General features: G+C 73.2%; 11 protein-coding genes and 1 tRNA gene. 9 read left to right on the top strand and 3 right to left on the bottom strand.

Going from position 1 to position 13,757, the window contains the following annotated elements:
* The first annotated feature begins 38 nt into the window (after window positions 1-38).
* Both sepX and Q5694_RS24315 read left to right on the top strand, forming a co-directional pair.
* Window positions 39-1,226 carry a divisome protein SepX/GlpR gene (gene sepX, locus Q5694_RS24310; protein ID WP_333935417.1) on the top strand — a complete coding sequence of 396 codons (1,188 nt, stop codon included), beginning with the start codon at window positions 39-41 and terminating at the stop codon, window positions 1,224-1,226.
* Between the two features lie 83 nt (window positions 1,227-1,309).
* Window positions 1,310-1,383, top strand: a tRNA-Ala gene (locus Q5694_RS24315).
* A gap of 133 nt (window positions 1,384-1,516) precedes the next feature.
* Here the strand turns inward: Q5694_RS24315 and Q5694_RS24320 are convergent.
* On the bottom strand, window positions 1,517-2,020 hold the full coding sequence (locus Q5694_RS24320; RefSeq protein ID WP_333935418.1) for a GNAT family N-acetyltransferase: 504 nt from the start codon (window positions 2,018-2,020) through the stop codon (window positions 1,517-1,519).
* Between the two features lie 60 nt (window positions 2,021-2,080).
* Between Q5694_RS24320 and Q5694_RS24325 the strand changes: the two genes are divergently transcribed.
* Window positions 2,081-2,884 (top strand): exodeoxyribonuclease III, encoded by an 804-nt coding sequence (locus tag Q5694_RS24325; protein WP_333935419.1) that lies wholly within the window; start codon window positions 2,081-2,083, stop codon window positions 2,882-2,884.
* On the opposite strand, the gene Q5694_RS24330 is transcribed toward Q5694_RS24325, so the two are convergent.
* Window positions 2,881-3,519 (bottom strand): MerR family transcriptional regulator, encoded by a 639-nt coding sequence (locus tag Q5694_RS24330; protein WP_333935586.1) that lies wholly within the window; start codon window positions 3,517-3,519, stop codon window positions 2,881-2,883. The genes Q5694_RS24325 and Q5694_RS24330 overlap by 4 nt on opposite strands.
* A gap of 154 nt (window positions 3,520-3,673) precedes the next feature.
* Between Q5694_RS24330 and Q5694_RS24335 the strand changes: the two genes are divergently transcribed.
* The 4 genes from Q5694_RS24335 to Q5694_RS24350 all read left to right on the top strand — a co-directional run bounded on the left by Q5694_RS24335 (window position 3,674) and on the right by Q5694_RS24350 (window position 7,308).
* The gene (locus Q5694_RS24335; RefSeq protein WP_333935420.1) at window positions 3,674-5,233 is read left to right on the top strand and encodes a flavin-containing monooxygenase; all 1,560 of its coding nucleotides are present in this window, start codon (window positions 3,674-3,676) and stop codon (window positions 5,231-5,233) included.
* Window positions 5,230-6,153 carry an alpha/beta fold hydrolase gene (locus Q5694_RS24340; RefSeq protein ID WP_333935421.1) on the top strand — a complete coding sequence of 308 codons (924 nt, stop codon included), beginning with the start codon at window positions 5,230-5,232 and terminating at the stop codon, window positions 6,151-6,153. Before Q5694_RS24335 ends, Q5694_RS24340 begins: the two co-directional genes overlap by 4 nt.
* Entirely contained in the window at window positions 6,150-7,034 is an 885-nt protein-coding gene (locus Q5694_RS24345; RefSeq protein ID WP_333935422.1) for an SDR family oxidoreductase, read from the top strand. The genes Q5694_RS24340 and Q5694_RS24345 overlap by 4 nt, the downstream gene beginning before the upstream one ends.
* Window positions 7,035-7,110: 76 nt before the next feature.
* On the top strand, window positions 7,111-7,308 hold the full coding sequence (locus tag Q5694_RS24350) for a hypothetical protein (RefSeq protein ID WP_333935423.1): 198 nt from the start codon (window positions 7,111-7,113) through the stop codon (window positions 7,306-7,308).
* 58 nt (window positions 7,309-7,366) lie between these two features.
* Here Q5694_RS24350 and Q5694_RS24355 read toward each other — a convergent pair whose 3' ends face one another.
* Window positions 7,367-10,597, bottom strand: a complete 3,231-nt coding sequence (locus Q5694_RS24355; protein ID WP_333935424.1) for a S41 family peptidase — start codon at window positions 10,595-10,597, stop codon at window positions 7,367-7,369.
* A gap of 155 nt (window positions 10,598-10,752) precedes the next feature.
* Between Q5694_RS24355 and Q5694_RS24360 the strand changes: the two genes are divergently transcribed.
* Complete coding sequence (locus Q5694_RS24360; RefSeq protein WP_333935425.1) at window positions 10,753-11,355, top strand: TetR/AcrR family transcriptional regulator; 603 nt, start codon at window positions 10,753-10,755, stop codon at window positions 11,353-11,355.
* A 98-nt stretch (window positions 11,356-11,453) separates the two neighbouring features.
* Window positions 11,454-13,679, top strand: coding sequence for an MMPL family transporter (locus tag Q5694_RS24365; protein ID WP_333935426.1), 2,226 nt, complete (start codon window positions 11,454-11,456; stop codon window positions 13,677-13,679).
* The last annotated feature ends 78 nt before the right edge of the window (window positions 13,680-13,757 follow it).

Raw genomic sequence — 13,757 nt, forward strand, 5'->3', positions numbered from 1 at the left:
GCAGATGGCCTCATGCAAACCCCTCTACGGTGTGAGGCGTGAGCAGCAGCGGCCTCATCTACGCAGTCATTGTCGGGGCCTGGGCCGCCTACTTGGTGCCGATGTGGCTCCGTAGGCAGGACGAGCTGAACGAGGCCCGTCCGACGGAACGCTTCAGCACCGCCATCCGGCTCCTGTCCGGAAAGGCGGCCATGGAGCGCCGGTACGCCAAGGACCTGCAGGCGCGCTCCGCCGAGGAGGGGGAGCAGGGCGCCGACGAGCTGGACGCCGTCACCGAGTCGGTGGACGTCCGGGCCTTCGCCGTGTCCAAGACCCGTCCGCACACCCAGGTGCCCGTACCGCAGCCCGCCCGCGAGCAGCCGGCCCACCCGGATGATCCCGCGCCGGACCCGGCCGGTCGCGACCGCGCCCGCGACCGCGCGCGGGTGCCCGTCGCCCGGCGCGCCTCGCCGCAGGCCGAGGCGGCCGCAGCGCGGGCCCGGCGCTCGAAGGTCCTCGCGCGCCGCCGGCGCACCACGATCATGCTCTTCCTCGCCTTCACCCTCGGCGCGGTCGTCGCCGCCGTCGGCGGACTCGCGTTCCTGTGGGCCCCCGGGGTGCCCGCGGTCATGCTCAGCGTGTACATCGCCTACCTGCGCTCCCAGGAGCGCCGGCGGTTCGCCTACCAGATGGACCGCCGCATGGCCGAGGCCGCGGCCCAGCGGCTGCGCGAGCGGCAGCGCCAGCCCCGCAGGCGCCTCGCGGCCGACGAGGAGGCCGACGAGCCGGAGGAGGGACCCGAGCCGGTGACCGACCCCGGCCTGTCCGCCCTCGCGGCCGACCGGCGCGCCCTCGTCGAGCAGACCGACCACGCCGAGTGGGTCGACCAGCAGCGCGAGCGGCAGCGGCGGCCCGGCCAGGGCGGCGACAGCTGGGAGCCGGTGCCGGTGCCCCTGCCGACGTACGTGACGGCCCCGGTCGCCCCGCGGGCCACCAGCGACGTGGACCTCGGTGCCCCCGACACCTGGAGCTCGGCCCGCTCCAGCGCGGTCGCGCCGGACGCCGAACCGGACACCGCCGCCCCGGAGCAGGCCGTGGCGGACCCCCGCCCGCAGGACTCCGCCGACGACGACGGGCGCAGCGACGCCCGCCGCGCGGCCTCCGCGCGACGGGCCCGGGAGCGCGGCCGCACGCCGCTGTTCGATCAGTACGAGGACGGTGAGCGCCCCCGGGCGGCCAACGAGTAGCCCCGCGAAGCCGCAGGTGGCCGCCCCTCCGGAACGGATTTCCAAGCAGGCCGATCGGGGTGCTAAAGTTTCACTCGTTGCAAGGGCCTGTGGCGCAGTCCGGTAGCGCACCTCGTTCGCATCGAGGGGGCCAGGGGTTCAAATCCCCTCAGGTCCACGCAGCTCAGAGCCCGGTCGGGAAACCGACCGGGCTCTGACGTATGTTCAGGGCCCGACCCGTGAGCGGGTGGCCGGTGGCGGCCCGCACCGCGGTGACGCGGGCCACAGCCGTGATGCTCGCTGAGCCCCCGTCAGGCGCCGTCGGCGCCCGCGCCCGGCCGCAGGTCCTTGGCGAAGCAGCGGCTCGCCTCGTGATGGCGGTAGTAGCCGAACTTGCCGCAGGGCGCGTAGCCGCTGGACGTGTACAGGGCGATGGCCTCGGGCTGCTTGGTGCCGGTCTCCAGGACCATGCGGATCCGGCCGGCCGAGCGGGCGTCCTCCTCCAGGGCCGCCAGGATGCGGCGGGCCAGACCCCGGCCGCGCATCTGCTCGATCACGTACATCCGCTTGAGCTCGGCGTCCCCGTCGAGGTTGCCCTCGCCGTTGGCGTCCTGCCTGCGCCAGCCACCCGAGGCGACCGGTGTGCCGTCCGTGTCGTAGGCGACCAGGTAGGTGCCGTTCGGCGGGTCGAAGTCCGCGGCGGCCATGGGGGTGGCGTCGCCGTCGTCCCCGTAGCGGACGGCGTACTCGGCCTGGACCTGGTCGTTCAGCTTCAGGGCGTCGGGGTGGTCGAAGGAGACCCGGCGAATGTGCATGACAGACACGGTAGGCGATCCGGAACTGGACGCAGTCCAGGGTGCCGGTATCGTGCCGGGGTGCTGACTGTGACCTCTGTGAATGTGAACGGGCTGCGGGCCGCCGCGAAGAAGGGCTTCGTGGAGTGGCTCGCCGGGACCGGGGCCGATGTGCTGTGCCTGCAGGAGGTGCGGGCCGAACCGGACCAGCTGCCCGAGCACGTCCGGGCGCCCGAGGGCTGGCACGTCGTGCACGCCCCGGCCGCCGCGAAGGGCCGGGCCGGGGTGTCCCTGTACAGCCGCCGCGAGCCGGACCGGGTGCGGACCGGCTTCGGCTCCGCCGAGTTCGACGGCAGCGGCCGGTACGTGGAGGCGGACCTGCCGGGCGTCACCGTCGCCTCGCTGTACCTGCCCTCGGGCGAGGCCGGCACCGAGCGGCAGGACGAGAAGGAGCGCTTCATGGGCGAGTTCCTCGCCTACCTGAAGGACCTCCGGCAGCGGGCCGCCGCCGAGGGGCGCGAGGTGCTGGTCTGCGGGGACTGGAACATCGCGCACGACAAGGCGGACCTGAAGAACTGGCGCGGCAACCAGAAGTCCTCCGGTTTCCTGCCCGGTGAGCGCGCCTGGCTGAGCAGCGTCCTCGACCCGGCGGACGGGGGCTACGTCGACGTGGTCCGCGCCCTCCACCCGGACACGGAGGGCCCCTATTCGTGGTGGTCGTACCGGGGGCGGGCCTTCGACAACGACACGGGTTGGCGCATCGACTACCACGTCTGCACCCCGGGGCTCGCCGAACGGGCGGTCAAGGGGTTCGTGGAGCGGGCCGCGACACACGCCGAGCGGTGGTCCGACCACGCTCCCGTGACCGTCGTCTACGACCGCTAGGGCCGTCCCCCTCGAGAGCCGCCCTCGCGCATCCGCCGGTCCAGTGCCAGGGACAGTTCCGCCTCGACCACGCTGCGGGCCAGAGGGCGCAGGCGGGGGAGGTCCTGTGGCCCGGCGTGGCGGAGGACCAGGGCCGTGAAGAGGTCGGCCAGGGCGTCGGTGTGGGTGCGGACCTCCTTCGCGGCGGCCAGGACCTCCGCGAGCGGGATGCCCTCGCGGACCAGGGCCGAGGAGACCTCCAGCAGGCGGCGGCTGATGTGGACGATCTCGCCGCCGTCGGTGCCGAGGTAGCCGAGGTCCATGGCGGCGGCCAGGTTCTCCGGGGTGGCCTCGCCGGCGAAGTGGTCGGCGAGGTCCTCGGGGGTGAGGTGGACCGGCTCCTCCTCGGTGGGCGGGCCGACGCCGAGGAGGTCGCCGACGTCCCGGCCGTGGTCGAAGGCCTCGGCCAGTTCCGCGATGCCGCTGAGGGTGTGGCCGCGCTCCAGCAGGGCCGTGATGGTGCGCAGCCGGGCCAGGTGGCCGTCGTCGTACCAGGCGATGCGGCCCTCGCGGCGGGGCGGCGGGATCAGCTTGCGTTCGCGGTAGAAGCGCAGGGTGCGCACCGTGATCCCGGCGAGGCGGGCCAGCTCTTCCATGCGGTATTCACGCTTCTCGGCCACCTGGGCACCTTACGGCGTACCGCCGGTAACTTCCTCGTCCCGCCCCCTACCCATCGGTACGTTCCTGTCCTACGCTCCCATTGCGCCAGTGTTCACTGGCACAGTTCTCGTGGTGTGTGGAGGTGTCGGCATGGGTGAGTGCGAACGCGAGCACGTACGGGTAGCGGTGGTCGGATCCGGGTTCGGCGGGCTGGGGGCCGCCGTGCGGCTGCGCCGGGAGGGGATCACCGACTTCGTCGTGCTGGAGCGGGCGGGCAGCGTCGGCGGCACCTGGCGGGACAACAGCTACCCGGGGTGCGCCTGCGACGTGCCCTCGCACCTGTACTCCTTCTCCTTCGCGCCCAACCCGGACTGGCCGCGCACCTTCTCCGGCCAGGAGCACATCCGCGCCTACCTGGAGCACGTGGCGGACACCTTCCGGCTGCGCCCGCACATCCGCTTCGACTCGGAGGTGAAGCGGATGGCCTGGGACGGCGAGCGGCTGTGCTGGGACATCGACACCAGCAGCGGGAACCTGTCCGCCGACATCGTCGTGTCGGCCACCGGGCCGCTGTCGGACCCGAAGGTGCCGGACATCCCCGGCCTGGAGTCCTTCCCCGGCAAGGTGTTCCACTCCGCCCGCTGGGACCACGACTACGACCTGCGCGGCAAGCGCGTCGCCATGGTGGGCACCGGTGCCTCGGCCATCCAGATCGTGCCGTCGATCCAGCCGCAGGTCTCCCGGCTCACCCTCTTCCAGCGCACCCCGCCGTGGGTCATGCCCCGGATGGACCGGGCCATCAGCGAGGCCGAGCGGTGGCTGCACCGGCAGCTGCCCTTCACCTCCCGGCTGCGCCGCGGACTGCTGTGGGGCATCCGGGAGCTGCAGGTCCAGGCGTTCACCAAGCGACCGAACGAGTTGGGCTTCGTCGAGCAGCTGGCCAAGCGCAACATGGCCCGGGCGATCAAGGACCCGGCGCTGCGGGCCAAGCTGACCCCGGACTACCGCATCGGCTGCAAGCGGATCCTGCTGTCCAGCGAGTACTACCCGGCGATCGCCCGGCCGAACGTGGACGTCGTGGCCGGCGGCCTGACCGAGGTGCGCGGATCCACCCTGGTCGCCGCCGACGGCAGTGAGGCCGAGGTCGACGCGATCGTCTTCGCCACCGGCTTCCACGTCACCGACATGCCGATCGCCGACCGGGTCGTGGGTGCCGACGGGCGGACGCTGGCCGAGACGTGGCAGGGCGGCATGGAGGCCCTGCGCGGTGCCTCAGCGGCCGGTTTCCCCAACTGGATGACGATCATCGGGCCCAACACGGGCCTGGGGAACTCCTCGATGATCCTGATGATCGAGTCCCAGCTGAACTACCTGGCCGACTTCGTGCGCCAGCTCGACGTCCTGGGGGTCCCCCCAGGCCCTTCGGGCTCTGGGGGAGGGCGGGTCGCCCTCGACGCGCGGCCCGAGGCGGTGCGGCGGTGGAACCACCGCGTGCAGGAGCGGATGCGGCGGACGGTGTGGAACACCGGCGGCTGCACCAGTTGGTACCTCGACGCGAGCGGCCGCAACACCACCATCTGGCCCGGTACGACCGCCGAGTTCCGGCGGGCCACGCGGCGGGTGGATCTGGCCGAGTACGACGTGCTGCGGCCGCCCGCGGCCGGCCGGGGTGAGAAGCGGGACGCGACGAAGGCGGGGGTGGACGCGTGAGCCGCCTCATGCACGTCGACTCCGGGCCCTACGCCCCGCCCGTCCCGGTGCGCGAACTGACCGCCGTCTCCGCCGACGGTGCCCGGCTGCACGTGGAGGTCCACGGCCCCGAGGGCGCCCCCGCGGCGGTCCTCGTCCACGGCTGGACCTGCTCCACCGCCTTCTGGGCGGCGCAGATCCGCGACCTGGCCGCCGACCACCGGGTCATCGCCTACGACCAGCGCGGCCACGGCCGCAGCCCCGCGAGCCCGGCGTGCAGCACCGACACGCTCGCCGACGACTTGGTGGCCGTCCTCGAGGCCACCCTCGCCCCCGGCGAACAGGCCGTGATCGCGGGGCACTCCATGGGCGGCATGACCGTCATGGCGGCCTCCGCCCGACCCGGTTTCCGCGCCCACGCGGCCGCGGTCCTGCTGTGCAGCACGGGCAGTTCGCAGCTGGTGGCCTCCTCCACCGTCGTGCCCCTGCGGCCCGGGCGGCTGCGCACCTGGCTGACCCGGCGGATCCTCGGCTCGCGCGCTCCGCTCGGGCCGGTCACACCCCTGGCCCGCCGGATCCTCAAGTACGGGACCATGGGCCCCGCTTCGGCGCCGCACATGGTCGAGGCCTGTGCCCGCATCGTGCACGCCTGCCCCCGCACGGTCCGCCACACCTGGTCGCAGGTGCTGGACCTGCTCGATCTCGACCACGACGTGCGGGAGTTGCGGGTGCCGACGGCGGTCGTCGTCGGCACGGCGGACCGGCTGACGCCGCCGTCGCAGGCGCGGGCCCTGTGCGAGGCGCTGCCGCAGTGCACCGGGGTCACCGAACTGCCCGGCATCGGCCACATGTCGCCCATCGAGGCGCCCGGGCCGGTCACCGACGCGATACGCGAGCTCGTCACCACCCATGTCCAGGCCGTATCCGAGGAGAGCGCATGAGCAGGGCCGGCATCGAGGGCAAGGTCGCCGTGGTGACCGGAGCGGCGCGCGGCGTGGGGGAGTTGCTGGCCCGCAAGCTGTCCGCCCGAGGCGTGAGGGTCGCCCTGGTCGGGCTGGAGCCGGACGCGCTCAAGCAGGTGTCCGCGCGGCTGCACGGCGACAGCGACCACTGGCACGCCGACGTCACCGACCACGAGGAGATGGCCCGCGTCGCCGCGGCGGTGAAGGAGCGCTTCGGCCGGGTGGACATCGTCGTCGCCAACGCCGGTGTGGCGACCGGTGGTCCGTTCGCCGACTCCGACCCGGAGTCCTGGCGGCGGGTCATCGAGGTGAACCTGGTCGGCTCGGCGGTGACCGCGCGGGCCTTCCTGCCGGCGCTGCTGGAGAGCCGGGGCTACCTGCTGCAGATCGCGTCCCTGGCCGCGATCACCCCGGCGCCCATGATGACCGCGTACTGCGCGTCCAAGTCGGGCGTGGAGGCGTACGCGCACAGCCTGCGGGCCGAGGTGGGGTACCGGGGTGTCGGGGTCGGGGTCGGGTATCTGTCGTGGACCGACACGGACATGGTGCGCGGGGCCGACCAGGACGACGTGATGCGGGAGTTGCGGCAGCGGCTGCCCTGGCCGTCCAACAAGACCTATCCGCTGGGCCCCGCGGTGGACCGGCTGGTGGCGGGGATCGAGCGCAGGTCGAGCCATGTCTACGGGCAGTGGTGGCTGCGCGGGATGCAGGGGGTGCGCGGTTACCTGCCCGCGGTCATCGGGACGGTGGGCCAGCGCGAGATGCGGCGCTTCGCCGACCGGCTGCCGGGGATGCGCACGGGCCTGGTCGGGGCCGGTGGCGCGGCGGACGAACAGCGGCGCACTACGCTCCGTGAGTGATCGACATGCGCAGGGTCACCGCCCGTGTGAATCTGATCGAGCCAGATCCCCTCACCCCCAACGGGAGTGAACCCACATGGGTATGAAGGACCAGTTCCAGGAGAAGTCCGAGCAGTGGCAGAACCAGGCCCGTCAGAAGGCGGACCAGGCTCGCGAGCAGATGCAGGGCCGCGGCCGCCGGCGCGAGGAGGACATGAACCCCTCGCAGCCGCAGCGCGACCGTGAGCGTGAGCGCGAGCAGGAGGACCGCTTCGACCAGGACTTCGACGCCTGACGTTGCGTGCTGAGCGGACTGGGGCGCCCCCGTGCGGGGCGCCCCTTTCCCGTGCCGGTCAGGGCCGCGGCGGCAGCTTCGGGCGGGAGCGGTCCGGCACGTCGCTGTACGTGGGAGGGGTGGCGGGCGGGTTCGTCTCCAGCAGGTGCAGGGCGAGTTCGACCGCGTCGGTGAGCTGGGCGTGCCGTCCCTCGGCCCAGTCGAGCGGGGTGCGCAGCACGTCGATGTCGGGGGCGACGCCCTTGTTCTCGACCGACCAGCCGTAGGCGCCGAACCAGGCCGCGTTCATCGGCACCGTGATCACGGTGCCGTCGCCCAGCAGGTGCCGGCCGGTCATGCCGACCACTCCGCCCCAGGTGCGCTGCCCCACCACGGGCCCCAGCCCGAGCAGTTTGAACGCGGCGGTGATCATGTCGCCGTCGGAGGAGGTCGCCTCGTCGGCCAGGGCGACCACCGGGCCGCGCGGTGCGTTGGAGGCGTACGACACGGGCTCGGCGTCGCGGGTCAGGTCCCAGCCGAGGACGGTGCGGCCGAGGGTCTCGACGACCAGTTCGCTGATGTGCCCGCCCGCGTTGCCGCGCACGTCCACGATCAGCGCGGGCCGGGAGACCTCCATGCGCAGGTCGCGGTTGAACTGCGCCCAGCCCGAGCCGCCCATGTCGGGGATGTGCAGGTAGCCGCAGCGGCCCCCGCTCAACTCCCGCACCACCTCCCGGCGTTTGGCCACCCAGTCCTGGTACCGCAGCGGCCGCTCGTCGGTGAGCGGCACGACGGCGACCCGCCGCGGCGGGCCGGTGCCCCCGGCGGGCGTGAAGGTCAGCTCCACCGTCGTCCCGCCCGCGCCGGCCAGCAGCGGGTAGGGCCCCCGGCCGGGGCCCACCGGGCGGCCGTCGACGTGGGTGAGGACCGCGCCCTCCCGGATGCCCGTGCCGGCGAGCGGCGAGCGGGCCTTGGAGTCGGAGGAGTCGCCGGGCAGGATCCGCTTCACCGTCCAGCCGCCGTCCCGGCGGACGAGGTTGGCGCCCAGCAGGCCCTGGCGGCGCTGGTAGTGCGGCGGGCCCTCGTTGCGCCGGGCCGCCGTGACGTAGGCGTGGGAGGTGCCGAGTTCGCCCAGCACCTCGCGCAGCAGGTCGGCGAACTCGTCGGGGGAGGCGACCCGTTCGACCAGCGGACGGTACTGGTCCAGCACCCCGTCCCAGTCGATGCCGCACATCCCGGGGTCCCAGAAGTACGCCCGGATCAGCCGCCCGGCCTCCTCGTACGCCTGCCGCCACTCGGCCGCGGGGTCGACGGTGTGCAGGATGCGGCGCGCGTCGATCCACACCGTGGAGTCGGAGTCGCCCGGCTCGTGGGACGGCACCGCGCGCAGTTCGCCCTCGTCGACGACCACCAGCCGGCTGCCGTCGCCGCTGACGGCGAACCAGTCGAGGTTCTGGGCGAGTTCGGACTTCCTGGCCTTGGTGAGCGTGAAGTGCTCCAGGGTCGGCCGGCCGCTGGTGTCGTCGGGGTTGGCGAAGGTCTCGCCGAGCGCGCCGGAGATCGGCCAGCGCAGCCAGACCAGCCCGCCGCCCGCCACCGGGTGCAGCGCCGAGTACTTGGAGGCGGGCACCGGGAACGGGGTGACCCGGCTCTCCAGCCCCTCGACCTCGACGGTCACGGCCCCGTTGTCGCCGTTGCCGTCGTCCTCCACGGGATCCAGACCCCCCGCGGCCGGGCGGCCCTCCGGGTTCACCGCGAAGGGGGAGGGCGTCGCGGACGACAGCGGCACCAGGTAGGGGCGGCAGCCCAGGGGGAAGGACAGGTCGCCGGTGTGCACGTCGTAGACGGGGTCGAAGCCGCGCCAGGAGAGGAAGGCGAGGTAGCGGCCGTCGCGGGTGAAGACCGGGTTCTCGTCCTCAAAGCGGCCGTTGGTGACGTCGGTGACGAACCGGTCGGCGATCCGGGCCAGTTTGATCTGCCGCAGGGTCCGCCCGATGCCCGGGTGCGACCAGGTCAGCCACGCCCCGTCCGGGGAGAACGCCAGGTCGCGCACGGGGCCGTTGGTCGAGCGGATCAGCTCGGTGACCTCGCCGCCGGAGTCCTCGCCCACGTCCACCAGCAGCAGCCGCCCGTCGTGCGCGGCGACCGCGAGCCGCTCGCCCTCGGGGTCGGCGACCAGCTCCCGCACCCGCCCCAGTGCGCCGGACGCCAGCCGCCCGGGCGCCCGGGTGCCGCTCGCCCGGGGCAGGAACGCGATCTCGACGGCGTCCTCGCCCTCGGCGTCGGTCACGTACGCCACCCGGCCGCTGCCGCCGAGCATCTCCGGCAGCCGCACCCGCACGCCCGGGGTGTCGGCGAGGGCGCGGGCGGGGCCGTCGCGGTGGGTGAGCCAGTACAGGCTGCCGCGCACGACGACCGCGCTGGCCCGTCCGGTCTCGTCGACCGCGACCCCGTCGACGTGCTGCGAGGCTGCCACCTGGTAGGGGCGCCGCCCGGCCCGCGGTCCGCCCAGCCGGACGTCCAGCCGGCGCGGCACGGCCTCCGGCGACAGGTCGTCCACCAGCCACAGGTCGCCCGCGCACTGGTACACCACGCGGCTGCCGTCGCTGGAGGCGTGCCGGGCGTAGAAGGCGTCGTGGTCGGTGTGGCGGCGCAGGTCGGAGCCGTCGTGGGCGCAGGAGTAGAGGTTGCCGACGCCCTCGTGGTCGGAGAGGAAGGCGATCCGACCGGCGACGAGCATGGGGGAGTGCAGGTGGCCGTCGAGGCCGTCGAGCAGCCGTTCGCCGTGCAGCCACAGCCGGCCGGTGGCGCCGCCGCGGTAGCGCTTCCACGAGGCCGGTTCGTGCGGCGGGGTGCCGGTGAGCAGCAGCGACTTGCGCTCTCCGGCCAGGTCGGCGACCTGGATGTCGGAGACCGGGCCCCAGGGCAGTTTGCGGCCTGCGTCGCCCTCGGGGGCGAGCTTGTAGGCCCAGGTGAAGAACGAGAAGGGCTCCCCGTGCGAGGCGACGGCCAGGATGTCGCCGTCCGGCGTCCAGCCGCAGACGCGGGTGTCGGCACTGCCCCAGTGGCTGACCTGCCGGGCCGGACCGCCGTCCACCGGGGCGAGGTGGACCTCGGGCACGACGGTGCGCCAGCTCGTGAACGCGATGTGGCGGCCGTCGGGCGAGAAGCGCGGGTGACCCACCTTGGTGCGGTCCACGGTGAGCCGCCAGGCGCGCCCGGGGCCGTCGAGCGGGGCGAGCCAGAGGTCGTCCTCGGCCACGAAGCAGAGCAGGTCGTCGTGGAGGTGCGGCAGACGCAGATAGGTCACCCGACCATGCTTTGCCCGGGTGGGGAGACCAGCAAGTCGTGACGACGGCGGCACCGTGACGCAGGACACGTACGAAACGGTTTCGTTCCCTTAAGGGCTGGGGTACCTTCTTGGTGTACGAAACCGTGTCGTTCCGGAGCTGGAAGGTGAGCACGATGGCCGATGCCGTCGCCGCGCGGCGCAGTCGGATCACCCCCGAGCGCGAGGCCGAGCTGTACACGGCCGTGCTCGACCTGCTCCGCGAGGTCGGCTACGACGCCCTGACGATGGACGCCGTGGCCGCCCGTACGCGGTCCAGCAAGGCCACGCTCTACCGCCAGTGGGGCGGCAAGCCGGAGCTGGTGGCGAAGGCGATCCGGCACAACAAGCCGGGCGGCACCGCCGACGTCGACACCGGATCGCTGCGCGGTGACCTGCACGCCCTCACCGCCCGTGAGGACGACTGCGCCATGCAGCAGAACGCCGCGCTGATGCGGGGCCTGTTCATGGCGGTCCACGGCAATCCGGACCTGCTCCAGGCGTTCAAGGAACTGCTCATCGAACCCGAGATGGACGAGTTCCACCGGGTGGTGCAGCGGGCCGTCGACCGCGGCGAGATCCCGGCCGGCCGTCCTGCGCTGGACTACATCGTGCACATGCTGGTGGGCGCCTTCGCCACCCGCACGCTGATCGACGACCAGCCGCCCACCCAGGCCTTCCTCACCTCGTACATCGACGCCGTGGTCCTCCCCGCCCTCGGCGTCCCCACCACCGACTAGTCCCCCGGCTAGCCCTCCACCTGACGTCACACCGCTCACGTCGTCGGGCTGGTCCCCCCTGCCCTGAAGACCCACGACCTGACCGGGAGTACGCCCTCGTGGCCACTTTCCTCTACAAACTCGGCCGGCTCTCGTTCCGGCGGCGGCACCTCGTCGCCCTGATATGGGTGGCCCTGCTGGCCCTCGCCGGGGCCGGCGCGGCCGGTGCGCCCGCCGCGGGCAACAGCTCGTTCTCCATCCCCGGCACCGAGGCCCAGAAGGCTTTCGACCTGCTGGAGCAGCGCTTCCCCGGCACCAGTGCCGACGGCGCCACCGCCCGTGTCGTCTTCAAGGCGCCCGGCGGCGAGAAGATGACCGACCCCGGCAACAAGGCGACCGTCCAGGAGACCGTCAAGGAGCTGTCCGACGGTTCCGAGGTCGCCGCCGTCACCGACCCCTACCGGGCCAAGGCCGTCAGCAAGGACGGCACGGTCGCCTACGCGCAGGTGTCCTACAAGGTCTCCGGCATGGAGCTGGACGACGCCGCCAAGGACGCCCTGGAGGACAGCGCGCAGCACGCCCGGGAGGCCGGGCTGACCGTCGAGATCGGCGGTGACGCGCTGCAGGCGGTGCCGCACACCGGCTCCAGCGAGGTCATCGGCATCGCGGTCGCCGCGGTCGTCCTGGTCATCACCTTCGGCTCGCTCGTCGCGGCCGGACTGCCGCTGCTGACGGCACTGATCGGCGTGGGCATCGGCGTGTCCACCATCACCGCCCTGGCCGGCGCCCTCGACCTGGGCTCGACCACCTCCATCCTCGCCATGATGATCGGCCTCGCGGTCGGCATCGACTACGCCCTGTTCATCGTCTCCCGCTACCGCGCCGAACTGGCCGAGGGCCGCGAGCGCGAGGAGGCGGCGGGCCGGGCCGTCGGCACGGCCGGCTCGGCTGTGGTCTTCGCGGGCCTCACCGTGGTGATCGCCCTGGTCGGCCTGGCCGTGGTCAACATCCCGATGCTGACGAAGATGGGTGTCGCGGCGGCGGGCACGGTGGCCATCGCCGTGCTGATCGCCCTGACCATGGTTCCGGCGCTGCTCGGCTACGCGGGCCGCAGGGTCAGGCCGATGGGGGAGAAGGGCAGGCTGCCGGGCCGGGCCAAGGGCCGGGACGAGTCCGACGGGCAGGCCGGGCCCGCCAAGCCCAACCTGGGCACGCGCTGGGCGAGCTTCGTCGTCCGCCGCCCCCTCGCCGTCCTGCTGCTCGGCGTCGTCGGCCTCGGCGCGGCGGCCGTCCCTGCGGCCGACCTGGAGCTGGGCCTGCCCGACGACGGCTCCCAGCCCACCTCCACCACCCAGCGCCGCGCCTACGATCTGCTCTCCGAGGGCTTCGGGCCGGGCTTCAACGGCCCGCTGATGGTCGTGGTCGACGCCAAGGGCAGTGACGACCCCGAGGCCGCCTTCACCGCGGTCGGCGACGAGATCAAGGGCCTGAAGGACGTCGTGACGGTGACGCCGCCCGCGCCCAACAAGGCCGGCGACACCGCCACCATCACCGTGATCCCCGGGTCCAAGCCGTCCTCACCGTCCACCGAGAACCTGGTGCACGGCATCCGCGACGCGGGCGCCGGCATCAAGGCCGACACGGACGCGAACGTGCTGGTCACCGGCAGCACGGCCATGAACATCGACGTCAGCCAGAAGCTCAACGACGCGCTGGTGCCCTACCTGGTCCTGGTGGTCGGACTGGCCTTCCTGCTGCTCATCGTGGTGTTCCGCTCCATCCTCGTCCCGCTCAAGGCGGCCCTCGGCTTCCTGCTGTCGGTGCTGGCGGCGCTCGGCGCGGTCGTCGCGGTCTTCCAGTGGGGCTGGCTGTCGGGCCTGATGGGCGTGGAGCAGACCGGCCCGGTCATGTCGATGATGCCGATCTTCATGGTCGGCGTGGTCTTCGGACTGGCCATGGACTACGAGGTGTTCCTGGTGACGCGCATGCGGGAGGCCTACGTCCACGGCGAGAAGCCGGCCCAGGCCGTGGTCACCGGCTTCCGCCACGGCGCCCGCGTCGTCACCGCCGCCGCCGTGATCATGATGGCCGTCTTCGCCGGCTTCATCGGCTCCTCCGAGTCGATGGTCAAGATGATCGGCTTCGGTCTCGCGGTCGCCGTGCTGTTCGACGCGTTCGTCGTCCGCATGGCCATCGTCCCGGCGGTCCTGGCCCTCCTCGGCCGCAGGGCCTGGTGGCTGCCCCGGTGGCTGGACCGGGCCCTGCCGAACGTCGACGTGGAGGGCGAGGGCCTGCGCGCCGCCTCCGGCGGCGACGACGGCGACAGGGAGCTGGTCCGCGTCTGACGGCGCGTGATCGGACCGGCCGGTGAGGGCACCGTGACGACGGCGCCCTCACCGGCTCCCTCTTGCCTCCGTGTCCGG

This window comes from Streptomyces sp. AHA2 (assembly GCF_036857595.1).
GTDB lineage: Bacteria > Actinomycetota > Actinomycetes > Streptomycetales > Streptomycetaceae > Streptomyces.